This window comes from Natrinema gari JCM 14663 (assembly GCF_000337175.1).
Taxonomy (GTDB): domain Archaea; phylum Halobacteriota; class Halobacteria; order Halobacteriales; family Natrialbaceae; genus Natrinema; species Natrinema gari.
In genome coordinates, this window is the sequence record NZ_AOIJ01000044.1 from 69,754 (window position 1) to 95,308 (window position 25,555).

Consider the following 25,555-nt stretch of genomic DNA (forward strand, 5'->3'; position numbering starts at 1 on the left):
CTCATCGAGGTGCGTCGATGTCGTACAGCAGGGCCAGAAAGTCGTCGAACGACTCCGCAAGGCGAGTGGTGTTCTCGGGATAGTTGCCAGCACTCCCGTCGAACGGACGCTCGCCGGGCAGTTCGTGATCGATGTAGAACACCTCGCCGTTGGAATCCGCACGAATCGACAGGAGGACGAGATCACCGCCCGATCCCTCCGCAATCGGACAGAGCCCCTCCGGAATCCAGTGTTCGACGGTGTCGTAGCACCCTTCGATGTCCCGGGAGTCGTCGCGGATGCCAAGAAAGTCGTTCACGGAGGCACCCGACCGACCGTCCAGTGGGTCCGCGAACTCGAACGAGGCTTCGCGTGGCTTCCCGCCGTTGTACTCGCGGAGAAACTCCCGATACGCCTCGGGCAGCTCCCCGCCGAGTGCTGTCTCCAGCGATTCCAATTCCTCCGCAGTGACCGGCGGTCCCGTGTCTCGCATCTCGGTTATCATTGGGGTTGTTCAATCGACGAGGGAGACCGAAATAGCGATTGTCATTCGAAAAGACCAGTTCCGATCAATCGTGAATACGGAGAGCGGACGGGCAGCCACGAGACTGCTGGGTCGACGTGCTGGAGAGGACTTAGACGAGCGTCGTGACGTTCGGCCGGTCGACATCGACGACCCTCGGAATGTCGAATTCCTGAAACAGTTCGAGGAGTGCGGCTGGGTCGTGCTCCTCGACGTATTGCCACTCTTCCTCGTAGATAGGATACACCGAATAGAACTGCACGGGGCTACTGTCGGGTTTCGTGACGCGCTCCTCGCGCTCCTGATTCACGACTGTCAGGAAACAGGACATGTCCGTGTTGTCGGCGAGCGGTTCCGGTGGGTCCTCATTGGAGTACGTTCGGCTCTTCCCGAGCCACGTCCTGGTATCGTGGGGATAATGCGCGAGGCGTTGCAGCCACTCGACCGGCCAGCGGTATTCGTCCTGCGTCAGCGCCTGGTCGTCGAGCGGCCAGTCCGGTGGCAACTGCATCGTCAGTTCCGCATATCTGTACTCCTCTGCGCCCGGCGGTGCGTCGTCCGGGAGAACCAGCGGCGCGGTACTCATGCCGACGGTGGCGAGAATCGTCCGCGGATCGTCGCCTTGCTGTCGAATCACGCAGACATCGATTCCCTCGTCACCACCCTCTAGGGAGAGTTTTTCTGGCTCACCGTAGACCGTTTCCAGATAGCGTTCGAGGTTCGCCCTGTGGGTTGGGAGTGAGTCCGCGTCCGGCCCGCTCGCGTCTCGTAAGAGTTCGACGATCTCCTCGTGACTCTCGCCGAAGGACTTCGCGAACGGAATCGGAGAGTAGCCGAGTTCACCCCAGGTGAAATCGGTTCTGGAGCCGGCTTCGAGCAGCAGCCTCACCTTCTCGACGGACCCGGAGTGGATTGCATCGACCAATGGTGGGACGCAGTCTGAGTTGCCATTCACCGCAGCGCCGTGATCGAGAAACCATTGCAGGGTCTCGACCGAGCCGTCCATTGCGGCTTTGTTGATCGGGGGATCGGAGTCGTCCACCAGGCCGTCGACGGGGAGTCCCTCATCGACGAAGTATTCCATCAACTCGATGTGATCGTTCGACGCGGCGAAATGAAGCCACGTTTTTCCAAGGTAGACCTCCTCTTCCAGTAGATCGGGATCGCTGCCGAGGACCTCTCGGACGCGGTCGAGGTCGCCATCCGACACCGCAGTGTACATCGCTTTCTTGCTCATTCCGTCTCAGTACTCCGGTTCTGACACAGTCTGGCAGTACCCCCACCAGCCGTGGATATTTCAGTTCGCATACAGTATGTCTGTCTGGATTACATTAATACTATTCGAATAGAAAATACAGGATTAGCGTTCGAACACCGTTCGGAGTGGACGGACTGTAACCAGTGCAATTCACCCCCGTGTCCAGCGTAGGCAACTGAAATGGACGACGAGACTATCGATGGCCACCACGAGACGGGAACCTTCTAGGAATTCGCTGGGTGTCCGGTCGGCGAACTGACGGGCGTCGTGAGTGCTGGCGGGGTCGGTGCGTTCCAAGCACGAACCGAAGTCCTTTGGCGACTGTCACTGGTGTTCGCGTTGGCCCGTGACTTCCTGTGCCATGGCCAATGTTGTCTCTTCACTCATCAGGGTCGACACTGATGAGTGCCCGGAGTTTAGCCACTGTGTCGTCATCGTCGCGCTGTTCGAGGTGTGCCAGCAATACATCACGGTGGGGACGAACCACCGCTGGAACGTTCTCGAGCAGATGGGTAATCGCCTCACTGGCAGCGGTTCGTACGATCTCGAAGTCGTCGTCGAGTCGCCGGATAAGCACGGGAACGACGTGGGCTTCGAGCGTCGGATGGTCGGTGAGAAGTGAGACGGGAAACAGCTGTGCAGCGCGCTTTCTGATGAGGTCCGTCTCGTCGTCGAGACAGGACGCGAATCCGACCGCGGCAAGTTCTCGCACCTGTTCCGGATCGTCGTACAGTTCGGGGTCGTCCCAGAGCGGTGTATACGGTCGATTCCAGAACACGCCGAGTGCCGTCTGTCTAACCCGGTCGTCTTCGTCAGTGAAGAGTTCGAGAAGGGCCTCGAAGTGCGGTATCGGGTCGCAGTCGTCGAAGGTCTGTTGATCGAAGCCTGCTTCGCCGACGACAGCCCCAATATGGGCACGAACGACGGGATCGTCGTCGTCCAGATACGGGTGCAGTTCGAGAAGCGTTTCTCGACCGCTTTCGTCGACGTGCTGTGAACGGAGATACAACTCTTTCGCTGCCGCTCGTCTATCGGCACTATCAGTACAGTCGAGCGTTCTAACGTTGTTATCGAGGGCCTTGGATGTCATATTCTCGTTTAAAGTAATCGACGACGTCGATCCCGTACCGGTCCCTGCCTTCGAGTGATTCGACTTCAACCAGTTCGCCACTCTCACATCGGTACAACGTACCGATACCCGTTGCAGTGGTATCGATGACAGTCAGGCTGAATGCCCGGACGATCGCGTCACCGACCGCCGCTAGTTTCTCCCAGGGTGCCTCGAAATCTCCACCGTTTCCAGCGACGATGAGACAACCGTCATGTTCTGCTTCTCTAGCATCGTACAGATCACCCACTAACAGTCTGTTCAGCAGTTCGTCCCGATCGGTCCCTTCGATCGGTTCGACGCTGAGATACTGCTTGTCTGTTCCCATACCTGTCGAATGCTCTCTCAGACTATCAATCTGCCCAAGTGATAACTCCGTCGCCACCCTCCGAGCCTCAGTTGTCACACGTCGTCTCGGTGTTTCCGCCGAAATTCCCCGACTGATTCACAGTCGTGTTCGTCCAGTCGTGTGATCCAACCACCGAATTTGTATCGTCGCCAGCACTGCTGGCCGTCGATGAAGACGGGATTGTCCCCGACGTCGGCTACCACAGCGCTGTCGATGGGCTCGTCGGACTCACGTCGCAGATACTCCCTGCCAACCGCCGGCTCGTTACCGGTACTGCTCACTGCCCGTGCATCACAGGCCTGACAGACGACGTTTGCGTAGATACTGGTACGCTCTGCGTCGTACACCTCGAAGGGCGCGTCACAAAGTGCACAGACGGCCTGGGGTTCACCTGGCGGAAAGGAAACCATGTGGATACAGTACTTCGCTCTCGGAAATAAACACCCGCCTTGTCGCGGCTCACAGGTACAACCGACCGTATCATTCGTGGTCCGTGCTCCGAGCGCGGTCAAGGCTGGCCGGCTACGCATTTGCGGCCGAGGCGCTGGTGAGGACGAGTTCCGATCGGTCCTGAACAGTGGTAGAGCGGGTGCGCAGCCACGAGACTGCTGGGTCGACGTGCTCGCTATCGGTCAGTCGTCCACTCCGATTCCACCGGACTCGACGTACTCCCGTAGTTCCTCGAGGTCGTGGTCGTGCTCGTATGTCTCGACATTCTCGTCGTCCAGTACCATCAGTGTGGAAGCAGCCGCCGCCTGGACAGATTCCTCGTCGTCGTCGAGGAGATTCACGAGCAAACTAACATCCATGTGACTTATAACCGAATGGGGTGCAGCGATCATCCTCGACTGGGCGACGGGAGCCCGGGCGCGGACAGCGGGATCGTCGTCCTCGAGGCAGGCCGTCAGCGCTTTGGCCACGGTGATAGCAGCCTCCCGGTCCCTGGCCGCGATGAGCCCCAGCACCGACACTACGGCCGGCCGCTCGCTCTCCGACTCGCGGTCCTCGAGACGGGAGACTAACTCGGCAGTCACGAGCGAACGCACGGTAGCATCCGCGGCCTCGAACCGTCTGAGGGTCTTGGAAATCGTCACCTCGTCCCGTTCGGTGAGCAGACCGAGAAGGGTGAACAACCTCATACGAACTCGCGTACCAAGCGACAGCTCCTCGGCGTCGAGCAGTTCGAGCGCTTCTGCAGGTGCCCACTCGTTCACGTTGGCGAGCAGGGAACTGCAGATATGCTCGACCTCCGTTGCTCGTTCGGGATCCACAACGTCCGAAGCCACCAGCAACCTGGCGGCCGCGGTCCGCGTCTGAGTCCTTCGTCCTTCGAGGAGGGTTTCGAGGAAGTCCTGCTGTGCCTCGACAACAGGACGGACCTCGTCGGGGTGGACCTGTCCGATCGCTGCCAGCCCCTCGGCCGCAGCGCAGACGCGGCGAAGGTCAGGTGAGTGGGGTACCCCGTCAGAAAGCTGGACCCTGGTATCTAACATATCGAGAACGAAACGGGCCGCGTCGACGTGACGCCCGAAGAATTCCTTGAGCACCCCGGTCGCAGTCTCGGAGTCGCTCTCCGCGTCCCCACCGTTGACCCCGTCTGACTTCTCGAGTGCAGCACGAAGCTCGTCGATGGCGGGAACGACTGCAACGGGATGTTCAGTCGCAATCGGTGCCAATGCCTCGACGGCCGCTGGCACGATCCGCTCGGCGAACGGCTGTAGCGCTTCGACCATCCGGGGTGCCTCACTGGCGTACTCCGCGCCCATCGTCCCGAACAGTTGGAGACAGCCGGCCGGTCTTCCCATGGAAGACCCCTCTTCTCCGACGTGAGTGCGATAACGTCGTCGAGGGCAGGACGGACCGCATCGGATGTGTTTCCGCGAGAGATGCGAGCGGACTGACCGTGTTGGAACGAACTCCCGAGTTTCTGTCCTGCAGGCACTCCTGGAGGTCGTCGAACGGTGGTTCGATTGCCTCGGGGCTCCCTGCGGTGATTCCGACCAGCGCCTCCATCGCGGATTCCCGGGCCACGTCGTCGGAAAGACAGTCCCGGAGGTCGTCGACGAGCCCCACCAGCGGCTGGGAGAAACTCTCGCTCAAAGTCACGACCGCGAACGCGGCGTCTGCACGGACCGAATCGTCGTCGCCGAGATGGTCATGGAAGGTGTCGGATGGCGGGACGGATCATCGCCAAATTCTGCTCGGAACTGATGTCCGCCAGCCCGCTCACGGCGGTCGAGCGGACTGACCTGGGCTGGCGTACCAGTACTCCAGCAAGATATCGACTGCCTGTTCGGCAAACTTGTCGTATTTCATACCGGCCCACGTGATCGCGCTGATAGCGGCCGGTCGGTCATCGGCGTCCGCGGCCGCGAGCAACTCACGTGCCTCCTCGAAGTCGGCGTCCGTTGCCACCTCAATCAAAAAGCGACTCTCCAGTTCTCGCGCTTGCTTAAACGTTTCTGAGGGGGTTGCAGCGTAATCGAACGTCATCCAGTTGGCCGAAATTATCCGCCCGTGGTGATATCATGTCGGATTCGAGGTCGTCCGGTTCGTGCTCGAAACGATGCGTATTCGCGTCGCTACCGCCACTTCGCCACGGGGCCACCGACGACCCGGCGCTGGAGGTCGATCTCGTGTTGCCAGAGCGCTTCCCCGCGATGCGGTGGATCGTGGGCTACCACCATCGTCACCCCGAGATCCGTCACGACACTCGACACTACCACGTAGGGGGTACACCCATCGGGCAAACTGTACTCGAAGGCATCCCACTCGGTCCCGTCACCCGCCAGAACGCGGATCGTCCCCTCGGCGCTGGCGGTGACGACTACGTCCCGCGCCTCGGCGTATTCGGCGTGGACCGTCCCCGGGAGCGTCACGGACACTGACTCTCCCTCGTGTTCCCACGCCAGCGTCGTCGATTCGCCGTCGTCGCTATCGTCGATGTGCATTGGATCGCTGCCTGTATTCAGATTCGACGACACCGATGGTAACGGCATCGGTTGACGAATCTACCTTCGAAGGAGATACATCGACAACAGCAATCGACTTATCGGCCCGACTCGAAAACAGCCCAGTGCAAGTCCTCGACAGAGAGCCGTACTCCTACGTCCTGCTGGAGACGGACGGGGAGTGGATCCTCACCTTCTTGCTCGGGAGAGCGGTGATGGTCGACGTGTCAGTGCGATTGACGCCGGAGGAGGTTACCGCACTCGAAGACGGCGAGTCGTCGGCCGCCGATCTTATCGAGCGATTCAGCGCCGATCGCTCGGCCTACGAGGACAGACAGGTCATACCGGCAGTCTGGCCGGCACGGGAAGACGAGACGAGCGACGGGTAACCCGACCCGCTGTTCCGTCAGCGGTCTTCCGTTTTGAGCGGGACGTGTCTGTTCAGTCGCCGGACGAAGTCCGTCTCCTCGATGACAGTCAATGACTCGTGTCTTGATAGTTCCTCGCGGAGCCACTCGCCACCACAGCCCTCGAGGAAATCGGTCCACTCCTCGACCTCGAATTCCTCGAAGTCGTAGGATGCACCGCCGAGGCCGTGGCCCTTGCCCTGCCACAGCTTGATCTCTCGCGCCTCGAAGGAGATTCTGAGCACTTTCGGCCAGTTGCGACTGTGGGGCTGATCGGCGTCGTGATCCGGACTCGAAATGACGTAGTAGGTTGCCATGGGCTTGATTCGATCAGTGGGTCACTCTTGCGCTTCGTCAGGCGGACAGCCGCCGTCGAAGACGGCTGTTTCGAGGTCCTCCCCGCCGACCGCACGGAATGCCTGGCCGAGCAGGTAGCTGTGGTCTGCTGCGGCACGGGGATTTCCCGTCGGGAGCCGGTCGACGGCCAGCGAAAAGGTCCCCATGACTGGCTCGTCGGTTCGAAGGTGGTCGTCTTCGTTCGCCCGCTCGATGGACTCATAAACAGCCGCGACACAGGCATCGATCTCGTCGGCTGGGTGGCCCCTCGTCGTTCCCGCGACGACGATGTCGGCGTACACGCCCTTCAGGAACGCCGCCGGATCATCGACGTAGCACCCCATCGCGAACGAACGGAGTTCCGAATCGAGTCGGCGACGCCATGCGTCGGCCCCATGTTCGTCCACGAACGCCGCCTGCGTCGCACTCTGACAGAGCCGCTCACCGACGCCTTCCAGCCACGGCCCGAATCGGTCGTCCGGACACCCGTGGTCGAACGCCCAGCCGACGGCGCTCACAATGGCGACGTGCAACTGTTCTGTGCGCTCCTCGTCGTGCTGGAGTGATGTGGCGGCCTCCCTAGCAGAAGCGTCGATCGCCTCAACCCAGGTCGCCATCGCGTCGGCCGTCGACGCCGCGCCAGCGACGGCTCCGAACATGGAGCCGAACACGTTTCCGAACAGGACGGCCGCGGGGCTATCCTCGTACCTGGTCGCCGTCTGCTCGACGAGTCTCATCACCGGAGCGAGCACGTCCTCAGCACTCGCCGGGTCGTCGGCCGTCTCGACGAGCCCTGCGACCGTCTGGCCGTAGATCCGACAGAGCGGATACAGACCCGGTTCGTGGTCGATCGCACCCTGGTCGACGATCTCGTGGAGGAACTGGTCGACGGTCGCGAGCGCACCGTGGTTCGGGTCCGTACCGTCCCCCGACCGTGTGAGCGTCGCCAGCGCGGTCGTGAAGGCGGTCACGATGGGTTCCACGTCGCCACCGACGACTCCCGTCCGTGCGGGGTCGCCGTCTCGTTCGTGAGTGTCAGTGCACGGACCGCGAGCGCCTCGACCCACTCGTCGGCCGTCGGCTGTTCGCTCGCAACAGCCGCCATCGCGGTGCCAAAGACCGATCCCCGGTACCTGATGGCCCCGTCGGTGTCGCTCCGATTCCTTGCGACGGCTCCGACGAGGTCATCGACCAGGACTAGCCACTCCCTGGCGGCACTCGGGTTCGCGGTTCGTGCGACGACAGCGATGGCCACGGCCACTACCTGCCCGACGAATTCGGCGTCGAGGTTGGCGTCGGGGATGCCAGCGACCGCTGCCAGCGGACTCTGATCCGTGACCGGTTCGGCATCGAGCGTCCGACGGGTGGGGTTTCGATTTTCCGGCCACCCCATCGCATCGAGCAGATCGGTGGCGATCGCGTCGCACAGTTCCGCAGGTGTAACGTCTCGAGGTGTAACGTCTCGAATCATCTCGTCCATGTATTCTCCACGACCGACCCCGCCGACGCCTGTCCGGACGGCAGACGCTGCCGAGTATATCTTCCTCTACGCGTGATAGCGAATATAAACGTTTGCTGTCGGGTCAGCCGCTGTGCGACTGTGACATCTCGCGGTGGTCCACCGATACGAGGAGTCCCGATGGTTCTGCACCCGGAGCCGCTGCTCGCACGGCACGACGCAGATTGAGATTATTTATAACACATGATCGTAACACCACCAATGAACGACGGTGCATCGGACCGGTCGAGCGATAACTCAGCACCCGACGACGAGCGGGCTACGTTGGCGAGGGAGCTTCGTTCCGCTGTCAGAGACGCGTGTAACGCGGATGACCCCGGTGCACTCCAGCCCAATCTCGACCGCCTCGAAGAGTTGATCGCAGCCCATCCCGGACACGCGGACGTGCGGCGAGATTTCGCGTTGGCGCTCTCCATGGCGATGCACTACGCCGGTAGCACCGGTCGGATACAGGACCTCTCTCGCTGGGAAACACGTCTCGCTGAACTGGCTGCAGAGGCTAGGAACGACACGCAACTCCAGTTTCGCTGTTCGAAGGCGCTGGCCAATGCAACCGTCGACTTCCGGGCGGCCGGTCGTACTGATGCCCTCCTGCAGACGCTCGAACGGATCGAGACAGTGGCTGACAGATCACAGCGGGCCGCCGACGTGCAGTACCACCTCGCTAGGGCGCTGTGTACCGTGGTAGAGTACGAAATCGAAACCCGCCGGTTCTGGGATCACCAGCGCCACCTCGACCGACTCGAGACCCTCGCGGAAACCAACCCTGCCAACGCCGGGATTCAGAACCACCTCGCCACCGCACTGCAAACAACGAGTCATCGCGATGGGATCGCCCAGCGGTTCGAGGACAGAAACGCCCATCTCGACCGACTCGAGACGCTCGCTGAAACGAACTCCGAGACAGTCGGGGTACAGATCTCCCTTGCAGAGGCACTCAAACAGGCTGTGGCGGCCGATACCGTTGCCGGCCAGCTAGAGGACGGACAGGCCCAACTGGATCGGCTCGAATCCCACGCCGCGCGGTATCCAAACATCGACAGAGTCCAGACCCAACTCGCCGAGGCCATCCTGACGACCATCATTCACGAGGGAAGAGCCGGACTGATCGACGGCTTCCAGACTCGACTGGATCGACTCGAAACCGTCGCTGAACGCAATCCCGGGTCTGACGCGGTGCAACGCATGTTCGCCACTGCGCTGGTAACTGCCGTGGAACACGAGAGTGAGTCCGGGTATCTCGAACGAAGTCAGGCCCATGTCGACCGCCTCGAAACCTTGGTCCGTGATCGGCCACGGACCGACGAACTGCACCACCGACTCGCCTCGGCGCTTTCGTCCGACGCACGGTCCCAGGGGAAAGCCGAGCGGTTCGACATCCTCGACAGCCATCTCGGTCGGCTCGACCGGCTCGCCACCGAGTATGCCGACGACGAGGTGATCGCACACGAGTACACCAGCGCGCTCGTCAACGCCACGTACGCCGACGGGATGGCTGGGCGTCTCGATGCCCAACAGCAGCACGTCGAGCGGCTGGAAGAGCTCGCAGACGAGGGCACGGACGACGAGTTATACCGCCGGCTCGCCACAGCGCGGTTCAACGCCGCGCACGCGACCGGTGGCGCGGGGCAATTCGACACGCAGCGTTACAACCTCGACCGGCTCGAAGCGCTGACCGACCGACGCGACGATCCGAAGATTCGACAGCAACTCGGACTCGCCCTCTACACTGCGACGATTCACGCGGGGCAAGCCGAGCGATTCGACGACGTGGGGACTTGGCTCGACCGCCTCGAAACTCTCACTGCCACGTCGCCGCCCGCTGATGACATCCGGATCCAGCTCGCAAAGGCCCTCCGGACGGCTGTCACAGACTTGGGGCGAGCCGAGCAGTTCGAGGAACAACGGCAGCGACTCGACCGACTCCGAGCGCTGGCCGACGACCACCCTGAAACCGAAGCGATGCAGATCGAACGGACCAGAGCCGTCCACGCCTGCGTGAAGACTCGTCTCGACGCGGGGCGATTCGACGCCGTCCCGCAGTGGCTCGACCGCCTCGAAACCCTCGCCGCCGAGTACTCAGATGTCGTCGAGATCCAGCGTGAACTCGGCAAAGCCTACGTCAACGCCACTAAGGATCTGGGACAGGCAGAACGGTTCGAGACGGTCGCTGCATACGTGGCCCGGCTCGAAGCGATTGCGTCGGAGTGGCCCGGAGACGCCACGATTCACCTCCAACTCGGCAAAGGCTTGGTCAATGGCGTCACGTATCCGCTCGAAGCCGGCCGGTTCGAGAGTGCATTTCAGCGCCTCGACCGCCTCGGAGAGCTGGCGACCGAGTTTCCAGACGAACCGGAAATTCAACGCCGCCTTGGGAAGGCACTCAGGGTTACTATCAGGCATCTCGGAGTGGCCGACCGGTTCGATGCTCTCCAATCCCGACTCGATCAACTGGAACGTCTGGCCGCACGAAACGCCGACGACGAGGAAATACACCTCCAGTTCGCCACCGCGTTGTGGTACGCCAGTTACTACGAGGGTGAGGCCGAGCGGGATTCGGCGCAACGGGATCACATTGATCGTCTCGAAGAGCTGTCCGAGAATCATCCCGAAAACGACGACATCCATGACCAGTTCGCGAGGGCGCTGGGGAACGGCGTCATCGACGACGGCCGGTCCAGCCAGTTCGAATCACTCCACCGGCACCTCGACCGCCTCGAGACCCTCACCGAGACACACCCATCCGTCGACGACATCCAGTTGCGACTGGCTGGTGCGCTCGTGAACGCCGCCCATCACGAGGGCGAAGCCGGGGTGGTCGCAGATCTCCCGAACTACCTCGACCGCCTCGCGGCCCTTGTCGATAAGTATCCGGCGAACGATCGGTTGTATCCCCGTCTCGCCAAGATGCTGTACAACTGTGCGACGTACCTAGCAGCGGCCGGACGAGTAGACGACGGGAATCAGTATCTCGATCGGCTGGAAGCGCTGGCTGCCGATCGTCCCGACACCGTCGACGTTCAGGTCCAGTACGCCGATGCGCTGGCCAGTGCGATCGTCTGCGAGAGTGGGGGCGGGAACGGAGAACCGCAAACCGACCGCACCGCCTGTCTCGACCGACTCGCCGTCGAGTATCCGGAAAGCGACGCCATACAGCGACATTTCGCCGCCGCCCTCGCAGCCACGGCGACCGGGTGCGACGAGACCGAGGTCCAACAGCAGTACTTGGACGTGCTTGAAGACCTAGCCGCGACCAGTCCCGACGACGAGGAGATACAGTCACACCTCCGTGACGCCCGCAGCCGTATCTAGAACGCAAGACCGTGCCAGTCTGTCAAACCTCACTCGAACGGCAAGGGTCCCGAATCGGGTGTCCGGCGTCGCTGTGTTCGAGGACCTGCGATGGTCACACGGTCGGTGTTCTCCAGTATCCGAGACCTACAGATCGTCTTCGTGGACGAGCGCAGCGTCGTCTTCGAGATAGACGTATTCGCTGGCCTCCAGCGCATCGAGAAACGCGTCGAGGTACGCCGCGAAGGAGGATGCTTGCACGTCACGGGTGGGATCCTCGTGCCACCACTCGATCACGGGCGTCTCCGCCCCGTCGGGCGCGTGTTCGACGTACAGGAAATTGCCGCCCCCGTCGGCCATGATCGGAATCGCCGCGTCCGGATCCCAGTGGCCGAACTCGAAGTCGCGTTCGATCTCGCGTTGCTTCTCCCACTCCCTGACCACGTCAGTTAACGGGAGTAATTGCCACCCGCCGAACAGCCCGAACGTTCCGGGTTCCTGTCCATCGTGGATACGATAGGATTCTCGAACCGACGGCGGGAACGCGAGTCCCACGCCCGATTTGGCCCGACTGATGTCGGCGTCAGTTGCATCCGGTCGCAACACGTCCGTCAGGTCAGGCGCGTTCGTCTCGAGCCACTCTCGTACCCGATCCCACCGTTTTTCCATACCCACGGTGGGATTCAGAATTACATAAGTGGATGGCGTTCGGTCATCGTCTGGATTGTCGACGGTCTGATTGGCGTAATGTTGACCGGAAAGAGACAGAAGAATTCATGTTGCTTGGCATGCCGTTCGATCTCGGAGTTGGTATGTATCCCCAGGATATGGCTGAGAACAATGGCAATTGGGTGGAAGGACTACCTACGGATCGATGGATGGCCGCTGGAGCAGGCAACAGATGCAGATCTCGAGGAGTTGGAAGCGTTTCTGGACACGGAACTCCCGGAAGATCTCACGGAACTAGTGAAAACGCACCAGGGACAAATGCCGACCAATCTCAGAGTTGAGTTACCAGAGGGGGGGCGTGCGAGGGTTTGACTGTCACCTCCACGCGATTTTCGAACCTCCTGTTCCCGACGAAATCGAGGGGTATGGAATCGACTGGGTGACGACGGTCACGGAAGAAGAACTCGGACACGAGAACATCGTCGCCTTCGGAGATAGTGGGAACAGTGTCTATGCGCTCGACTACGGCGTCGACGAACCGAACCCGCCTGTGGTTTTCATCGACGCTGATATGACGGCTGCCAATCCAGAGAGCAAGATCCGGCTTGCATCGTCCGTGACTGAGTTTTTTGCAAAATTCGAGGCTGATGACGAGTGAGTGGAGGGGACAGAACATCGTGAGAGATCTCTGTAATCACACATCTACCGACTTCGATGGCCCGTCACTCGGCAATCCGGTGTGCCTGCTCGACGTACCAGAACCAGAACTCCTGCAGCCGGACGGGGTCGCTCTGAAACGCCCTCTCGTTGAACGGAAATCCGCCGGCATGTGCGCCAGCCGCGTACAGCGAATAGTCCCAGTCGTCTAGCGCTGCATCGTGAACTGTTTTCTCACCGACGTAGCAATCGGACAATGCCAGAGAGAGCATCTTGCAACAGGCCCAGCCGACTAACTGTGCGTTCAACTCTGCTGTTGTCGTCCCCGCTGTATTTTCGACGCCTGTAACGAACCGATTCACTGCCTCCCGGACGGTCTTGTCATCGGTCTCGCCAGTGAGAAACTGTTCGGCAAGCTGGAGGGCTCGCTGGGCAATATCAGACTGTGGTATCTGTCGTTCCCAAACCGGCAGCACTTTTTGACACGTCGTAATCGCCAATCGGACCCGTTTCGTGTGGGCGGGTGTTCGCTCGGCTCTCGTCCCGTCGGCTCTTTCCACTGGTCCGAACGATTGCCACAGTTCCTTTCGAAGCGGCAGCACGAAGTGGCTGTCCTCACGGTCACGAATGGACGCTTTGTATCGCCGCACGGCTGCTGACGTAACCATCGATACGATACAGTCGTGCATCTCGCGTATCTCAGTTCTGTTCGGGACTGGAGTCGGACCGTATCTGCGCTCGGCAATCGACGCTGACGTATGAGACTCGTCTGGGACGACAGTGTCGGTGACTCCGGTCCAACTGTCGTCGTGCGGGTGGCCGGGATGGACGATACGGACGCGCTGGTCGCTACGATTGCGGAAGCGAGTGACTTTCTGGACGAGATCGAAGACGAAATCGAGGACCAATCGACTCTCGTTCGTTGCCGATTTTATCGAATCGACGGACCTCGACCACGAATACCATCAGGTCACTCACGTCGACGCGCTCGTCGCCGAACATGGGTGGACGGCCGAGATCGAGTACCTGTTGACGATTCATGCGAGGGACGCGATCGGGCAACACGGTCTCGAACAACTGGAAAAGCACGCGGATCTCGTTCGTGACAACCTCTCGATCCCTCGCCACAAGTCGACCATGTTCGACGCGTTCCTGACGCACTGTCTGCTCTTGAGGAACTAACTCCGAGATGTCGAGTACGCTGTCGAGTGGGTAAGCGGTACGGGCAAATCCTTCTTGACGACGAGGAACACGACGCCTGGATGGACCGCCCTCGCCGCGAGCTAAAGCGGCGACTGTTTCGTGAGGTACTGCCAGACCGCGAAGTCTGGCACAGTCTCGATTCGTCTCGGCGTGAGAAGAGACGGCTCCTCAGAGGCTGCTTTCGAGCACAGAGACGATGGACTCGGTCCGTTTGTCGACCTTGTCCATGTTAGTACACGGTTCTTTGTCCACTGTGAGGACGCCGTCTTCGTAGCTGATGTCACCGGTCATCCCCGCTTCGTTCTTGAACACGACCGATTCGAGATCCGCCTGAAGCGCTTCTTGCCCCAGCTCGTCGCGACAGATCGACGCGAAAGCATCGATCGTCGGCTGGAAGTACACCTTTGTCCAGCCCTCGAACCAGAGTTCTTCGTCGACCCGCTCGTCGATGAGTGATTCCCACTCGATATCGAGATCGACCTCGAAACCGGCTGCATCGTCCAGCGATTCCGTTAGCGACGGCATCTTATCGTCTTCGAATTCTTTTACCTTTCGCTTATGACCTAATTCCATCAATTTCGCCTCAAGTGAAATTTGAGGCCAGATTGTTTAATACTACTCATTTGTTCTTGCTCTTTCGTCGTGAGACGCACCTCCTGCGGGCGGATGTGGGACAACCTAGTCGTCAACCGAGACGAAGAATCCAGAGCGCATCACGGGAGGCCGACCGCTCTTACAGCGGCGGCAGCCGGCCGACATCCGAAAGCACTGCTGTCGCGGTCTCCGGACCCCCGGCACCGCGGCCGCTCGAGTGGAGCGAGCCGGCGTGTCGCGTCTCGATCTGGACGATGTTCCGCGTGCCGGTCACGGCCAGCGCGGCGTTTTCGGGGACGAGCCGCGGCCCGACGCGGACGCCGTCGCGGGTCGCCTCGCCGATGAGGCGGATCGTCCGGCCGTCTTCGGCGGCGAGATCGAGCGCGCTACCGGGGATCGACTGGATGCCCTCGACCGTCGCGTCCGCGAGCGAAAAGCCGCCGTCGGCAAGTACGTTCGCGAGGATGACGAACTTGAGCGCGGCGTCGGTGCCGTCGACGTCGAACGTCGGATCGGCCTCGGCGACGCCGAGGTCCTGTGCCTCCCCAAGGACGTGTTCGTAGTCCAACCCCTCGGCCGCCATCCGAGTGAGGATGAAATTTGCGGTGCCGTTGAGCACGCCTCGGACCGCGGTGACGGCCTGTGGCGTGCAGTCTTCGATCGTCGAGAGCACCGGAATCGCACCGCCGACGGTCGCCTCGAAGCGGATCGAACCCGCACTGTCGGCCTCGAGCGCGCGGAGTTCCTCGTAGCGCTCGGCGACCGGACCCTTGTTCGCCAGCACGACGTGGCGGTCGGCCTCGAGCGCGCGTTGGACGTGTGTGAAGCCGGGTTCGGCGTCGCCGAGCGTCGTCGGCGTCGCCTCGACGAGCACGTCGTAGTCGGTGTCGAAAACGTCGTCGGGGCTGCCGGTCCCGAGAGGGTCGCCGCCGGCTTTGCGCTCGAGGACGTCGGCGACGGCAATCCCGTCGGGATCGACCGCGGCGGACGTGGAGTCGGCGAGCGCGACGACCTCGTGGTCGTACTCGCCGGCGAGGTCGGCGACCGAGCGACCAACATCGCCGGCACCGAGGATCGCGAGTCGCATCAGGCCTCACCTCCGAGCAGGGGTTCGACGACGGTCAGCTCCTTGTCGGTCCCGATCGATCGGATGGCCGCGAGCACGTCCCCGGAACGACCGGAGTCGATCGCGAGTCGTGCGCGCGCACTCGAGATGCCATCGGTTCCCTCGGGTGCAGCCAAGGAGAGGTCCTGAACGACGGCGTCGGCCTCATCCTCGATCCGCGAGAGGGTATTCGAGAGGTCGGTTTCGACGAGGTTGCCGACCAGCACGACGTTGACCGCCTCGCCGTAGTGCTCCGCGCCGGCCTGAATGACGTTCACGCCGGCGTCACGAAGTCCCTCGACCACGTCGTCGAACCGATCCGGCGGGCACTCGAAATCGACCTCGACGGGGATGTGTCCGCGAGGCGTGATATTGCCGCGCTCGTGGTGAATGCTCAATAGGTTCCCGCCGTTGTCGGCGATCGGGGCGAGCGCGCGGAGCAACTCGCCGGGTTCGTCGACGAGTTCGAGCCGGACGGTATAGGCCCGGAGGCCGCCGTCGGTCTCGGCGTCGGGGTCGTCCTCGTCGCCGGATTCCGGCGCATTACCCATCGCCGACACCTCCCGCCTGTAGGCGTCTACTCGTCATGATATCTAATGTCCGTAGTGAGCGCGTAAAAGAATATAGGACTTCCCAAAACTAACCGCCCCTGCCAACAAGGACCACGCGTCTCGGGGTATCCGGACCGATGCAACGCGAGGGACTCAGAGGTGATCCTTCCCCGGATTCGACGAGCCCCAGTCGCCGCGGCCGCCTTCAGTCCGGTCGACGCCCATGATCGATTCGGGCTGCTCGGGCCCGCCGAGGCTGTCGCGTGCATCGGGGACTCGGACGGTGACCTCATCGATTTCGGGCCACGTGATGAGTTCGGCCTCGATGTTGCCGGTCGTCACGTCGCTGACCGAACAGCCCGAACACCCGCCGCCGAGTTCGATGATGACCTCGCCGGTTTCGGGGTCAGCCGCCCGCACCGCACTGGTCCCGCCGTGCATCTGGATGATCGGCATCTCCCGGGCCATCCACTGCTCGACGCGTTCTTTCAGGGACGGGTCGTCCGCGGAATCAGTCATAGGTCGTGGTAGACGCTCGAGCGGTGAATAAGTTGGGTCACGCGTCCGAATACCGTCGCATTAATCCTGAACGTTTTCGCGGCGGCGCAGCCACTCGAGGGCGATCCCGCCACCGATGAGACTGGCGATGCCGGTGAAGCCGGGGGTCGAGTCGTTGGCGTCCGCAGTCCCGTTCCCGCCGGAGTCGCGGTCGGCATCGGTATCGGTTCCGGTCCCGGTTGCCTCGGTGTCGTTGTCACGCCAGTCCTCGGGGGCCTGAATCGAAGGCGGGTCGGCCTGTTCGCCGGCTTCGATCGGGAACGTGTAGAGTGCCCCATCGATCGACGCGTTCGGGATCGCCTCCGTACTGCTCGCGAGGAACGTTTCCCCGGGGTCGACGACGCGTGCGGTCCAGAACCCGGTCCGCGCGGGGTCGCGCCACCAGGCGATCCGTTCGGGAGCGGTCGGATCGGAGACGTCGTGGATCTTGACGCCCGCTCGATACCACGAGGAGTAGAGGTGTCCGTCGCGCAGTTCGAAGTTGTGCGACGTGGTCCACAGACCGCCCTCGCGGGACTCGTCGGTCGTCCGCGGCGGATCGATCGACCCCTGGCGTGTCGGGCGAGCGGGATTGCTCACGTCGTAGAGGTCGATCCCGCCCGGTCGGTCGGGGTCCGCCCCGCCGGTGGCCCAAGCCTCCCGGCCGACCGCCAGCAGGTCCCCCGCGTCGTCGACCATCGCGTAGTGGTCGTTGCCGGGCAGCCCGTAGACGGCCTCGAGCGGGTCGTCGATCCGGCGTTGGTCCGCGAGGGTGGTCGTTCGGACGTGCGAAACGTAGCTGGGATCGATCGGATCGCTGACATCGACCAGATAGGTCCCGGCGTTCCAGTAGGGAAGGTAGGCGATGTCGTCGTGGACGTAGATATCGTGCAGGTAGCGGGCGAGCCAGTAGATGTCCCCCCACCCGGGTTCGTGGTCCAGCAGGGACCAAGAGCCGAGTTGCGTGATGTCGTCGCCGCCGACGTCGAGGATCACGAGCGGGTTCCGGTCGCCCGTGTTCGCGGGGACGAACAGCAACTCGTCCTCGAGATAGCAGTTGTGGATGTGGTAGCCGGTTTCGTACGCGCCGGTCGGGACGGGGTTGGCGGGATCGCTCACGTCGTAACAGCGAACCCCCAGATACTGGTCGCTCGAGTTGACCGAGCTCACGGACTGGGCGGGGCCGGCGACGACCAGTCGGTCGCCGTCGACGGCCAGATCGAGGAGGTTCGTCAGCGGGCGCCCGTCGATTTCGACGCCGCGTTCCTCGGCGAGCACCGTCGGCTCGGCGGGATCGCTCACGTCGACGGTGACGAAGCCGGTCGTCGCGGCGACGTACGCGGTCTCGCCGTCGTCGCCGACGACGGCTTCCGCGGCGTTGTCGATCGGAACACGGCCGAGCGGCTCGTAGCCGGCCGACTGTCGGGCGCTGGCGGCGCTCGGACGGGACGCCGCGAGGCCGCCCGGCAGGGACAGGGCGAGACCGGCGGCCCCACTCCGCTCGAGGAACGCTCTCCGCTCCATATGCAACACAGCCGGACGCAGCCACATAGAGGTAGTCACTCGCGGCGCGCCCGCCTTTCGCGCCGCGTGCCGGACGGTCAGCCCCGCAGCCGCCGTCGGTCCCCGGTGCCCTCGGTCAGGGCACTCGCCAGCGCGCCTTCGAGGACGACATCGTCGCCATGGTCCGTGACGCGGATCTCGGGGACGTTCGTCATCACCATCTCCGAGACGCGCTCGCGGATGGGATCGACGACGAGGTCCTCGTTGTGCAGTGCGACCGCGCCGCCGAAGGAGACTACGATCGGGGCGAAGGCGTGGACGACGTTGGTCACGCCGATGGCGTTCCAGTGGGCGAGTTGCTCGATGACGTAATCGGCCAGTTCGTCCTCGCCGGCCAGTTCGAAGACGTCTTTCGCCGTGAAGTCAGGTCCCTCGACCGGGAGGGCCGTCGATATCGTCGGATCGTCCTCGGCGAGCAGTCGCGCGTAGTCGGGGATGGCGTTGCCGGAGCAGTAGGCCTCCCAGTGGCCATCGCGACCGCAGCCACAGGTCAGGCGACCCTGCGGGTCGACGACGTAGTGGCCGACCTCGCCGGCGTTGCCGTCCCAGCCGTTCATTACGGTCCCGTCACAGCAGACGCCGGCACCGATCCCCGAGGAGATGGTGATGTAGGCCATGTCGTCCGGGTTGCTGACGGCGTGAAAGCGTTCGCCGATGACGCCCGCGGTGGTGTCGTTGTGGAGATAGACGTCGTTGCTGTCGATCAGTTTCGCGATCGGTCCCGTCAGCGGGATCCGGTCGATGGAGTCGGGGAGGTTGGCGGGATCGATCACCGCACCCTCCGCGAGGTCGAACGGACCGATCGAGCCGATACCGGTCGCGGCGATGCGCTCGGGATCGATCCCGGCGTCGACACACGCCTCGCGCAGCGTTCGAAGGACACCTTCCGTCACGTCGATACCCGTCGGCCCGCGTGGCGTAGAGCGGCGACTCACGCCGATCGTCGTCCCGTCGGCCTCGGCAACGATGGCCCGGACGTTGGTCGCGCCGAGATCGACGCCCGCATAGTAAACCATGCTATCTAGGGGACGACTGTGACCGTACTTAACTACCCAGATTGTACTCGGCAACGAGTTGCGATTTCGATACATTACGGATCGGGAGGGAGCCGGCAGCGAGCCGTCGGCGACACACGTATGGTAGCATGCAACATAATTCGTCGTATGGGCACCGACGACACCCGGCCGACCGCGGAGCGGGCTGCCGAACCGGAACCGACGCTGTCCGACGCGGAACGTGAAGCGCTCCACGAGGTCGAACTCGGCCTCGAGTGGGTCCAGCGCGCACAGGGCTGTCTGCTCGAGTTCCACCACGCGACGGGCCACGGGATGGATCACCTCTATCGGGCCGAGGAGGTGCTCAGGACGGCGGGTCACGACGAGTTGGCGGACGCGATTCGGACCGACCTGCTCCCCCACGGCGTCGTCGACGAGGACCGCTGGTCCTACGATGTCGTCGAGAACTTTCAGGAGACGTTGCTCGCGGAGACCCGATCGCTCGAGCGGCGGGTCCGGCGAGACCTGGCCGACGGCGAGCGACACGTCCGCGAACGCCGTCAGGAGCGAGCGTGGAAACGACGCGCCGACGAACGGGAGTAAGAGAACCACGGCGGCGGGAGCCGGAGCACGCAGAGCCCGATCACGTCGGGTCGGCGCTAGTCCATCACGTCGAGGTCGCGGAAGTAAGTGACCGGGCAGGGCGCTTGCAGAATGATCTCCTGTGAGACGGAGCCGAGGACGGCCTTTTCCGCGGGCGAGCGTCGGCGACCGCCGACGATCATGCGGTCCGCGTCGATGTCGATCGCCATGTCGACGACTTCCGTGCTGACATCGCCGAGCGCGCCCTTGATCTCGTACTCGACGCCGGCCTCCTCGAAGCGGTCGGCCAGTTCGGGAACCGGTGCGCGCTGGGCAGCGACCGCGTTCGGGTCGACATCGTCGACGCGGGCGTCGAATCCGAGGTCGTCGTGAACGTCCTCGTACTCCTCTGCCGTGAAGGCGTGCCCGATCACGACGGTCGCCTCGAGCGGCGCTGCGACCTCAAGGGTCGTTTCGGCGAGTTCCGGCGCACGCACTGCGTCCATCGGTCCGACGGCGAGAAGTACCGTGTCGATTGCCATACCGTCACAGTGGTTGTGCCACCTGCTTAAGTATTCTCGTCGTTGCAGTATTGCGGAACCCACGCTCCCGGGACGGTGAGGGCGCTCTCGGGGCGACTCGGCGGACGAAGACACTGCACGAACTCAGTCCGCGTCGTGGCGAACGAACGTGACGGGACAGGGAGCCGACAGCAACACCTCCTGTGCCGTCGAGCCGAAGACCGCTTTGCCGGTCGGCGATCGCCGCCGCCCGCCGACGACGACGCGGTCCGCGCCGACGCTGGCTGCCAGATCGACGATCGTCGGGCCGTGTTCGCCGACCGCGCCCCGGACCGCGTAGTCGACGTCGTGCTCGTCGAGACGGTCCTCCAGATCGTGGATCGTCGCATGGCGCGCCGCCACCGCATCGGGGTCGATCTCGTCGACATCGGGGTCGAACTCGAGGCGGTCGAGCACGTCGTCGTACTCGCTGCTGGTGAACACGTGGGCGAGGACGACGGTCGCACCGGCCGGGTTCGCGACTTCGATCACCGCTTCGGCGAGTTGATCGCTGCGGTCGCCATCGCCGGGGCCGACGGCGAGCAACACCGTGTCTAGCATCAATGACTGATTGATCGCGCATCGCCGTAAATCCGCGGGGTGCAGACACCCACCTCCGGTCGCCGAGCCCCGGGTTCCGGACGATTTTTGCCTGTCGTCGCCGACCGAGACTGCATGGAGGGTCCCGATCTCGCAGGGCAGACGGTACTCGTCACGGGCAGCGCAACGGGCGTCGGTCGCGAACTCCTGCTTTCGACGGCCGACTGCGGCGCGCGGACGGCGGTTCACTACCACACGAGCGCCGACGCCGCCCGCGAGGTGGCCGCGGCCGCCCGCGACCGCGGCGCGACGGCGGCGATGACGGTCCAGGGCGACGTGACCGACCCCGACAGCGTCGACGAGCTCTTCGCCGCCGTCGAAGCCGAACTCGGGACCGTCGACGTATTGGTAAACAACGTCGGCGACTTCGCGCCTGCCCACTGGGCCGCCCTCGAGTTCGAGACCTGGACCCGCGTCCTCGAGACCAATTTCAACGGCACCTACCTCTGCTCGAAGCGCGCCCTGCCCGGGATGCGCGAGACCGAGTACGGCCGGATCGTCAATATCGGGTACGCCTCGAGCGAGCAGGGGCTCGTCAGTCCCGAGAACTTCCCCTATTTCGTCGCGAAGAAGGGCGTACTGATGTTCACGCGCATGCTCGCGGCTGACACGCAGGACGACGGGATCACGGTCAACGCCATCTCGCCGTACGTCGTGGAGAACTCCGACGAGTTCCCCGCGGAACTGCCCCGTGACCGGCCCGCTTCCTTCGAGGACCTGATCGCGCCGCTGTACTTCTTCCTCGACCCGGATAGCGAGTATATCAGCGGCGAGAACATCGAGGTCGACGGCGGCTGGTTGCCCGAGACGGTGTGATCCGGTCGGCGCTGTTTGGCTACGGCTTTTCGTGCGGTCGGCACCTGATCCCGGTATGAGTCTCCCGATAGCGATGGGCTGGCGGCACCTGCTCTTTGCCAACTGGCCGGTCGATCCGGCAATCGTCGCGGAACGGCTCCCCGATAGTCTCTCCGTGGAGACCTACGACGGCCGGGCGTGGCTCTCGGTCGTGCCGTATCTCAACGTCGACGTTCGCCCGCGAGGTCTCCCCGCAGCCGTCGGCGTCGACCTGCCCGAACTCAACCTCCGGACGTACGTCAGCCGGGACGGCGAACCCGGCGTCTACTTCTTCAGCCTCGATGCCGAGGGGGTCCTCGGCGTCGTCGGTGCGCGACTGTTCCATCGGCTGCCGTACTACTACGCCGACATCGAGATCGCCGGGACCGACCGCGGGATCGCCTTCGCGAGCGAGCGCCGGCACCCGGGTGCAGCCCCGACCGAATTCGTCGGCACCTACGAACCGGTCGGGGACGCCTTCGCGCCGGAGCCCGACTCGCTCGCGGCATTTCTCACCGACCACTACCGCTACTACACGACGGCTCGAGACGGGACGCTTTGCTACGCCGACATCGACCACGAGCCCTGGACGCTCCGTGCGGCGACGGCCGAGATCGAGCGGAACTCGCTGTTCGAGGCCAACGGGTTCGACGCGCCCGCTGGAACGCCGGTCTGTTACTACAGCCGCGGCGTCGACATCGCGTCCTCACGGAATCGGCAGTGGAAGTGAGCCGCCCGCGAGCCAGCCGGGGCGATCGGTAGACCTCGAGTCCCACCTCGAGAAACGGGGACTCCGTGCAGCGCTGGTCCATCGCGGCGATCTCCGCGCCCGAATCCTCGCGGGCGGCGTCGTGTGCGTCGGCGACGAACTCGAGCCACGGTCGTTACCGGTCGACTGGAAAGAGCGGAACCTACATGTTCGTGACCCCAAATGGGCACGTACGATGAACGACCCTGGCATCCAGTCGCTGATGGACCAGGAGACGCTCGATCGGCGTGTTCGGACCGGCGCGGCCCCTGAGTGGGTCGCCGACCACTGGCACTCGTTTCGCGAGGGACTGTTGGGCGAGCGAAACGGCACGTCGTTTCCGTGTTTCTTCGGGGCCGAATCGGTCCGGGACGGCGAGCCGATCTACACCGCCGTGCCGTCGATGAGCGACGCCGGCGCGCTGTTGACGCTGCGCGATCGGCTCCTCGAGTACCTCGACATCTACGAGGACCATTCCGAGCGGGCGTCGCTCGTGACGTTTTTCAAGCCGCCCGCGGAGCCGCTGTCGGAGCGGGAGTATCACGACGCGCTCTGGCACATCCTGCAGACGCTGCACTGTCACGATCCCGAGCCCTGGCCCGCGGATATCCCGACCGATCCCGACGATCCCTACTGGGAGTTCTGTCTCGGCGGCGAACCCATGTTCCCGACCTGCCGGGCTCCCTTCTACGGCGAGCGCAAGAGTCGGTACTGTCCGGTCGGCCTCGAGATCACGTTCCAGCCGCGGGCGCTGTTCGAGTCCCTCGATGTCACCGCCGACACTGAGGCCGGCCAGCGCGCCCGCGACGTGATCCAGGACCGCCTCGAGGAGTACGACGGCGTCTGTCCCCACGCCGACATCGGCGACTGGGGCGTCGAGGGCGACCGGGAGTGGCCCCAGTACATGCTCTCGGCGGACGAAGAGCAGGCCCCGTCGACGTGCCCGATCACGATCACGCGGACGCACCCGAAACCCGCCGCGAGGCTCCCATGACGAACGACGGGGGTCCCCTGGACGACCGCGCGGTCGACGACGGGCGACTCGCGGACGCCGCGCTCGTCCTGATCGACCTCCAGCGAGGGTTCGACGACCCCTCGTGGGGCGAGCGGAACAACCCCGACGCCGAAGCCAACGCCGCGGCCCTGCTCGAGCGCTGGCGCGAGACAGATCGCCCGATCGTCCACGTTCGACACGACTCGACGGACCCCGATTCGCCGCTCAGGCGTGGCGAGCCCGGGTTTGCGTTCAAACCGGAGACGGCACCGCTCGCGGACGAGGCGACGATGGCAAAGTCCGTCAACAGCGCGTTCGTCGGGACGGATCTCGAGGCGTGGCTCCGCGAACGGGGACTCGAGACGCTCGTGATCGCCGGGCTCACGACGGACCACTGCGTCTCGACGAGTACGCGGATGGCGGAGAACCTCGGCTTCAACCCGCTTCTCGTCAGGGACGCGACGGCGACCTTCGACCGGACGTTCGACGGCGAGTCCTTCGACGCGGCAACGGTCCACCGCACCGCACTGGCCCACCTCGAGGGCGAGTTCGCCGAAGTGGTGACGACCGCCGCGGTCATCGAGACGCGGTCCTGAGGCCGACCCACGTGGTCGCGACGCCCGACTCGCGTCGCTCGCGTGTGACTGGTGACTTCCACCCCACACTTAACCGGGTTCCCGTCCTCGAGTCGGTATGCGAGTCGCAGTCGCCGGCACGTTCGGCCCCCTCCACGACGGCCACCGAACCCTGTTCGAGCACGCGCTCCGGTTCGGTACGGACGGCGTCGTCGTCGCGCTCACCAGCGACGAGTTGGCGGTCGAAACGCGCCACGAACCCCGCCCCGTGCCGCCGCTCGCGGAGCGAACGCGGGCGGTAACGGAAACGCTCTGCGAACTCGACGCGTGGGACCGTGACGTCGAACTCCACGTGCTCGAGACCGAGTACGGAATCGCGACCGACGAGCCGTCGATCGACGCGTTGGTGGTGTCACCCGAGACGGCCACCGAACTCGAGGCGATCAACGACCGCCGCCGGGAGCGCGGGTTCGCCCCGGTGTCGGGAATCGTCGCCCCCTACGTCTACGCCGACGACGGCGAGCGGATCTCCTCGACGCGGATCGTGAACGGGGAGATCGACGAACACGGACGGACGGTCGCGTAGGTCGGCCCCGTGCCGACGAACGAGTCGATGACGCAATAATAATAGCTCGGGAGACTATCAACGTAGCTAATGACTGGAGACCGGCGACCGCTGTTGGTCCTGTTACTGGCGAGCGCACTGCTCGCGACCCTGATGATACACCTGCGGTTCGTGCCGCGATACGTTCCCGACGACGTACTGTTGACCATGCTGACCGTGGGTGCCGGATGGGTGACGTACACGCTCGCGTTTTACGCGCTCGGCCGGCTGACGGCTGCGCCACAACACCAGGAGTTTCCCGACATGCGGTTCGCGGACATCGGGATCGCGTTCCTCCTCGTCTCGATGTTGCTCCTGCTTGCCTTCGACGCGTTCGGACTCCCGTTCGACGGGTTGCTCGGCGTCTACGCCGTCCCCGCGCTCGGGATCTATGCCGGCCTCGCGTGCATCGGCTGGTCGATCGGCCGCCGGACGGAAGCGATCAACGAGATCGTAACATGAG

31 protein-coding genes are annotated in these 25,555 nt (G+C 63.6%); 11 read left to right on the plus strand and 20 right to left on the minus strand.

Going from position 1 to position 25,555, the window contains the following annotated elements:
• Position 1 precedes the first annotated feature (1 nt).
• The 7 genes from C486_RS07455 to C486_RS07495 form a co-directional block, all read right to left on the minus strand.
• On the minus strand, positions 2-472 hold the full coding sequence (locus tag C486_RS07455) for an SMI1/KNR4 family protein (protein ID WP_241432477.1): 471 nt from the start codon (positions 470-472) through the stop codon (positions 2-4).
• A gap of 142 nt (positions 473-614) precedes the next feature.
• Positions 615-1,739: a suppressor of fused domain protein gene (locus tag C486_RS07460; RefSeq protein ID WP_008454743.1), complete on the minus strand. Its 1,125-nt coding sequence runs from the start codon at positions 1,737-1,739 to the stop codon at positions 615-617.
• 400 nt (positions 1,740-2,139) lie between these two features.
• Complete coding sequence (locus C486_RS07465; RefSeq protein ID WP_008454747.1) at positions 2,140-2,850, minus strand: HEAT repeat domain-containing protein; 711 nt, start codon at positions 2,848-2,850, stop codon at positions 2,140-2,142.
• Positions 2,828-3,196 carry a hypothetical protein gene (locus tag C486_RS07470; protein ID WP_008454748.1) on the minus strand — a complete coding sequence of 123 codons (369 nt, stop codon included), beginning with the start codon at positions 3,194-3,196 and terminating at the stop codon, positions 2,828-2,830. The genes C486_RS07465 and C486_RS07470 overlap by 23 nt, the downstream gene beginning before the upstream one ends.
• A gap of 653 nt (positions 3,197-3,849) precedes the next feature.
• Positions 3,850-5,022: a hypothetical protein gene (locus C486_RS07480; protein WP_008454750.1), complete on the minus strand. Its 1,173-nt coding sequence runs from the start codon at positions 5,020-5,022 to the stop codon at positions 3,850-3,852.
• A gap of 421 nt (positions 5,023-5,443) precedes the next feature.
• Positions 5,444-5,641, minus strand: coding sequence for a hypothetical protein (locus C486_RS07490; protein ID WP_241432478.1), 198 nt, complete (start codon positions 5,639-5,641; stop codon positions 5,444-5,446).
• A gap of 158 nt (positions 5,642-5,799) precedes the next feature.
• Positions 5,800-6,168, minus strand: coding sequence for a hypothetical protein (locus tag C486_RS07495; RefSeq protein ID WP_008454753.1), 369 nt, complete (start codon positions 6,166-6,168; stop codon positions 5,800-5,802).
• A gap of 125 nt (positions 6,169-6,293) precedes the next feature.
• On the opposite strand from C486_RS07495, the gene C486_RS07500 reads away from it, so the two are divergent.
• A complete protein-coding gene (locus tag C486_RS07500) occupies positions 6,294-6,557 on the plus strand; it encodes a hypothetical protein (protein WP_008454754.1) in 264 nt (87 codons plus the stop codon).
• A gap of 17 nt (positions 6,558-6,574) precedes the next feature.
• On the opposite strand, the gene C486_RS07505 is transcribed toward C486_RS07500, so the two are convergent.
• Genes C486_RS07505 through C486_RS07515 form a run of 3 tightly spaced genes read right to left on the minus strand, consistent with a single transcriptional unit; the run spans position 6,575 to position 8,391 of the window.
• Positions 6,575-6,892 (minus strand): hypothetical protein, encoded by a 318-nt coding sequence (locus C486_RS07505; RefSeq protein ID WP_008454755.1) that lies wholly within the window; start codon positions 6,890-6,892, stop codon positions 6,575-6,577.
• A gap of 21 nt (positions 6,893-6,913) precedes the next feature.
• Entirely contained in the window at positions 6,914-7,894 is a 981-nt protein-coding gene (locus C486_RS07510; RefSeq protein ID WP_049910256.1) for a hypothetical protein, read from the minus strand.
• Positions 7,879-8,391 carry a hypothetical protein gene (locus C486_RS07515; protein WP_008454757.1) on the minus strand — a complete coding sequence of 171 codons (513 nt, stop codon included), beginning with the start codon at positions 8,389-8,391 and terminating at the stop codon, positions 7,879-7,881. The genes C486_RS07510 and C486_RS07515 overlap by 16 nt, the downstream gene beginning before the upstream one ends.
• Positions 8,392-8,631: 240 nt before the next feature.
• Here C486_RS07515 and C486_RS07520 point away from each other — a divergent pair, with 240 nt between their 5' ends.
• Positions 8,632-11,742, plus strand: a complete 3,111-nt coding sequence (locus C486_RS07520) for a hypothetical protein (RefSeq protein ID WP_008454759.1) — start codon at positions 8,632-8,634, stop codon at positions 11,740-11,742.
• A 126-nt stretch (positions 11,743-11,868) separates the two neighbouring features.
• Here C486_RS07520 and C486_RS07525 read toward each other — a convergent pair whose 3' ends face one another.
• Positions 11,869-12,390, minus strand: coding sequence for an SMI1/KNR4 family protein (locus C486_RS07525; RefSeq protein WP_008454761.1), 522 nt, complete (start codon positions 12,388-12,390; stop codon positions 11,869-11,871).
• 337 nt (positions 12,391-12,727) lie between these two features.
• Between C486_RS07525 and C486_RS07535 the strand changes: the two genes are divergently transcribed.
• The gene (locus C486_RS07535; protein WP_152419134.1) at positions 12,728-13,048 is read left to right on the plus strand and encodes an SMI1/KNR4 family protein; all 321 of its coding nucleotides are present in this window, start codon (positions 12,728-12,730) and stop codon (positions 13,046-13,048) included.
• A gap of 64 nt (positions 13,049-13,112) precedes the next feature.
• On the opposite strand, the gene C486_RS07540 is transcribed toward C486_RS07535, so the two are convergent.
• Complete coding sequence (locus C486_RS07540; RefSeq protein WP_338042882.1) at positions 13,113-13,736, minus strand: Imm5 family immunity protein; 624 nt, start codon at positions 13,734-13,736, stop codon at positions 13,113-13,115.
• A 178-nt stretch (positions 13,737-13,914) separates the two neighbouring features.
• Between C486_RS07540 and C486_RS07545 the strand changes: the two genes are divergently transcribed.
• Positions 13,915-14,229: a hypothetical protein gene (locus C486_RS07545; protein WP_008454772.1), complete on the plus strand. Its 315-nt coding sequence runs from the start codon at positions 13,915-13,917 to the stop codon at positions 14,227-14,229.
• A 189-nt stretch (positions 14,230-14,418) separates the two neighbouring features.
• Here the strand turns inward: C486_RS07545 and C486_RS07550 are convergent, their stop codons facing one another.
• The 6 genes from C486_RS07550 to C486_RS07575 form a co-directional block, all read right to left on the minus strand.
• Entirely contained in the window at positions 14,419-14,823 is a 405-nt protein-coding gene (locus tag C486_RS07550; protein WP_049910262.1) for a hypothetical protein, read from the minus strand.
• A gap of 160 nt (positions 14,824-14,983) precedes the next feature.
• Positions 14,984-15,931 carry a homoserine dehydrogenase gene (locus C486_RS07555; protein WP_008454775.1) on the minus strand — a complete coding sequence of 316 codons (948 nt, stop codon included), beginning with the start codon at positions 15,929-15,931 and terminating at the stop codon, positions 14,984-14,986.
• Positions 15,931-16,500 carry an amino acid-binding protein gene (locus C486_RS07560; protein WP_008454777.1) on the minus strand — a complete coding sequence of 190 codons (570 nt, stop codon included), beginning with the start codon at positions 16,498-16,500 and terminating at the stop codon, positions 15,931-15,933. The genes C486_RS07555 and C486_RS07560 overlap by 1 nt, the downstream gene beginning before the upstream one ends.
• A 153-nt stretch (positions 16,501-16,653) precedes the next feature.
• A complete protein-coding gene (locus tag C486_RS07565) occupies positions 16,654-17,019 on the minus strand; it encodes a NifU family protein (RefSeq protein ID WP_008454778.1) in 366 nt (121 codons plus the stop codon).
• 60 nt (positions 17,020-17,079) lie between these two features.
• Positions 17,080-18,561: an LVIVD repeat-containing protein gene (locus C486_RS07570; RefSeq protein WP_008454779.1), complete on the minus strand. Its 1,482-nt coding sequence runs from the start codon at positions 18,559-18,561 to the stop codon at positions 17,080-17,082.
• Between the two features lie 77 nt (positions 18,562-18,638).
• A complete protein-coding gene (locus tag C486_RS07575; RefSeq protein ID WP_008454780.1) occupies positions 18,639-19,616 on the minus strand; it encodes an ROK family protein in 978 nt (325 codons plus the stop codon).
• Positions 19,617-19,763: 147 nt separating this feature from the next.
• On the opposite strand from C486_RS07575, the gene C486_RS07580 reads away from it, so the two are divergent.
• On the plus strand, positions 19,764-20,198 hold the full coding sequence (locus C486_RS07580) for a hypothetical protein (protein ID WP_008454783.1): 435 nt from the start codon (positions 19,764-19,766) through the stop codon (positions 20,196-20,198).
• Positions 20,199-20,254: 56 nt separating this feature from the next.
• Here the strand turns inward: C486_RS07580 and C486_RS07585 are convergent, their stop codons facing one another.
• Together C486_RS07585 and C486_RS07590 are read right to left on the minus strand one after the other, a co-directional pair.
• Positions 20,255-20,719: a universal stress protein gene (locus C486_RS07585; protein WP_008454788.1), complete on the minus strand. Its 465-nt coding sequence runs from the start codon at positions 20,717-20,719 to the stop codon at positions 20,255-20,257.
• Between the two features lie 123 nt (positions 20,720-20,842).
• Positions 20,843-21,298, minus strand: coding sequence for a universal stress protein (locus C486_RS07590; protein WP_008454790.1), 456 nt, complete (start codon positions 21,296-21,298; stop codon positions 20,843-20,845).
• Between the two features lie 114 nt (positions 21,299-21,412).
• Between C486_RS07590 and C486_RS07595 the strand changes: the two genes are divergently transcribed.
• The 6 genes from C486_RS07595 to C486_RS07620 all read left to right on the plus strand — a co-directional run bounded on the left by C486_RS07595 (position 21,413) and on the right by C486_RS07620 (position 25,554).
• Positions 21,413-22,153: an SDR family NAD(P)-dependent oxidoreductase gene (locus C486_RS07595; protein WP_008454793.1), complete on the plus strand. Its 741-nt coding sequence runs from the start codon at positions 21,413-21,415 to the stop codon at positions 22,151-22,153.
• Positions 22,154-22,208: 55 nt separating this feature from the next.
• Positions 22,209-22,901, plus strand: coding sequence for a YqjF family protein (locus C486_RS07600; RefSeq protein ID WP_049910264.1), 693 nt, complete (start codon positions 22,209-22,211; stop codon positions 22,899-22,901).
• 214 nt (positions 22,902-23,115) lie between these two features.
• A complete protein-coding gene (locus tag C486_RS07605) occupies positions 23,116-23,913 on the plus strand; it encodes a YqcI/YcgG family protein (protein ID WP_049910274.1) in 798 nt (265 codons plus the stop codon).
• Positions 23,910-24,509 carry a cysteine hydrolase family protein gene (locus C486_RS07610; protein WP_049910275.1) on the plus strand — a complete coding sequence of 200 codons (600 nt, stop codon included), beginning with the start codon at positions 23,910-23,912 and terminating at the stop codon, positions 24,507-24,509. Before C486_RS07605 ends, C486_RS07610 begins: the two co-directional genes overlap by 4 nt.
• A gap of 97 nt (positions 24,510-24,606) precedes the next feature.
• Positions 24,607-25,074, plus strand: a complete 468-nt coding sequence (locus C486_RS07615; protein WP_008454800.1) for a phosphopantetheine adenylyltransferase — start codon at positions 24,607-24,609, stop codon at positions 25,072-25,074.
• Between the two features lie 69 nt (positions 25,075-25,143).
• Positions 25,144-25,554: a hypothetical protein gene (locus C486_RS07620; protein ID WP_008454801.1), complete on the plus strand. Its 411-nt coding sequence runs from the start codon at positions 25,144-25,146 to the stop codon at positions 25,552-25,554.
• The last annotated feature ends 1 nt before the right edge of the window (position 25,555 follow it).

Bases quoted from the DNA above. Each gene is read 5' to 3' on its own strand.
- C486_RS07455 (WP_241432477.1), bottom strand. From the start codon at position 472: ATGCGAGACACGGGACCGCCGGTCACTGCGGAGGAATTGGAATCGCTG.
- C486_RS07460 (WP_008454743.1), bottom strand. From the start codon at position 1,739: ATGAGCAAGAAAGCGATGTACACTGCGGTGTCGGATGGCGACCTCGAC.
- C486_RS07465 (WP_008454747.1), bottom strand. From the start codon at position 2,850: ATGACATCCAAGGCCCTCGATAACAACGTTAGAACGCTCGACTGTACT.
- C486_RS07470 (WP_008454748.1), bottom strand. From the start codon at position 3,196: ATGGGAACAGACAAGCAGTATCTCAGCGTCGAACCGATCGAAGGGACC.
- C486_RS07480 (WP_008454750.1), bottom strand. From the start codon at position 5,022: ATGGGAAGACCGGCCGGCTGTCTCCAACTGTTCGGGACGATGGGCGCG.
- C486_RS07495 (WP_008454753.1), bottom strand. From the start codon at position 6,168: ATGCACATCGACGATAGCGACGACGGCGAATCGACGACGCTGGCGTGG.
- C486_RS07505 (WP_008454755.1), bottom strand. From the start codon at position 6,892: ATGGCAACCTACTACGTCATTTCGAGTCCGGATCACGACGCCGATCAG.
- C486_RS07515 (WP_008454757.1), bottom strand. From the start codon at position 8,391: ATGGACGAGATGATTCGAGACGTTACACCTCGAGACGTTACACCTGCG.
- C486_RS07520 (WP_008454759.1), top strand. From the start codon at position 8,632: ATGAACGACGGTGCATCGGACCGGTCGAGCGATAACTCAGCACCCGAC.
- C486_RS07525 (WP_008454761.1), bottom strand. From the start codon at position 12,390: ATGGAAAAACGGTGGGATCGGGTACGAGAGTGGCTCGAGACGAACGCG.
- C486_RS07540 (WP_338042882.1), bottom strand. From the start codon at position 13,736: ATGCACGACTGTATCGTATCGATGGTTACGTCAGCAGCCGTGCGGCGA.
- C486_RS07550 (WP_049910262.1), bottom strand. From the start codon at position 14,823: ATGGAATTAGGTCATAAGCGAAAGGTAAAAGAATTCGAAGACGATAAG.
- C486_RS07555 (WP_008454775.1), bottom strand. From the start codon at position 15,931: ATGCGACTCGCGATCCTCGGTGCCGGCGATGTTGGTCGCTCGGTCGCC.
- C486_RS07560 (WP_008454777.1), bottom strand. From the start codon at position 16,500: ATGGGTAATGCGCCGGAATCCGGCGACGAGGACGACCCCGACGCCGAG.
- C486_RS07565 (WP_008454778.1), bottom strand. From the start codon at position 17,019: ATGACTGATTCCGCGGACGACCCGTCCCTGAAAGAACGCGTCGAGCAG.
- C486_RS07570 (WP_008454779.1), bottom strand. From the start codon at position 18,561: ATGGAGCGGAGAGCGTTCCTCGAGCGGAGTGGGGCCGCCGGTCTCGCC.
- C486_RS07575 (WP_008454780.1), bottom strand. From the start codon at position 19,616: ATGGTTTACTATGCGGGCGTCGATCTCGGCGCGACCAACGTCCGGGCC.
- C486_RS07580 (WP_008454783.1), top strand. From the start codon at position 19,764: ATGGGCACCGACGACACCCGGCCGACCGCGGAGCGGGCTGCCGAACCG.
- C486_RS07585 (WP_008454788.1), bottom strand. From the start codon at position 20,719: ATGGCAATCGACACGGTACTTCTCGCCGTCGGACCGATGGACGCAGTG.
- C486_RS07590 (WP_008454790.1), bottom strand. From the start codon at position 21,298: ATGCTAGACACGGTGTTGCTCGCCGTCGGCCCCGGCGATGGCGACCGC.
- C486_RS07595 (WP_008454793.1), top strand. From the start codon at position 21,413: ATGGAGGGTCCCGATCTCGCAGGGCAGACGGTACTCGTCACGGGCAGC.
- C486_RS07600 (WP_049910264.1), top strand. From the start codon at position 22,209: ATGAGTCTCCCGATAGCGATGGGCTGGCGGCACCTGCTCTTTGCCAAC.
- C486_RS07605 (WP_049910274.1), top strand. From the start codon at position 23,116: ATGAACGACCCTGGCATCCAGTCGCTGATGGACCAGGAGACGCTCGAT.
- C486_RS07610 (WP_049910275.1), top strand. From the start codon at position 23,910: ATGACGAACGACGGGGGTCCCCTGGACGACCGCGCGGTCGACGACGGG.
- C486_RS07615 (WP_008454800.1), top strand. From the start codon at position 24,607: ATGCGAGTCGCAGTCGCCGGCACGTTCGGCCCCCTCCACGACGGCCAC.
- C486_RS07620 (WP_008454801.1), top strand. From the start codon at position 25,144: ATGACTGGAGACCGGCGACCGCTGTTGGTCCTGTTACTGGCGAGCGCA.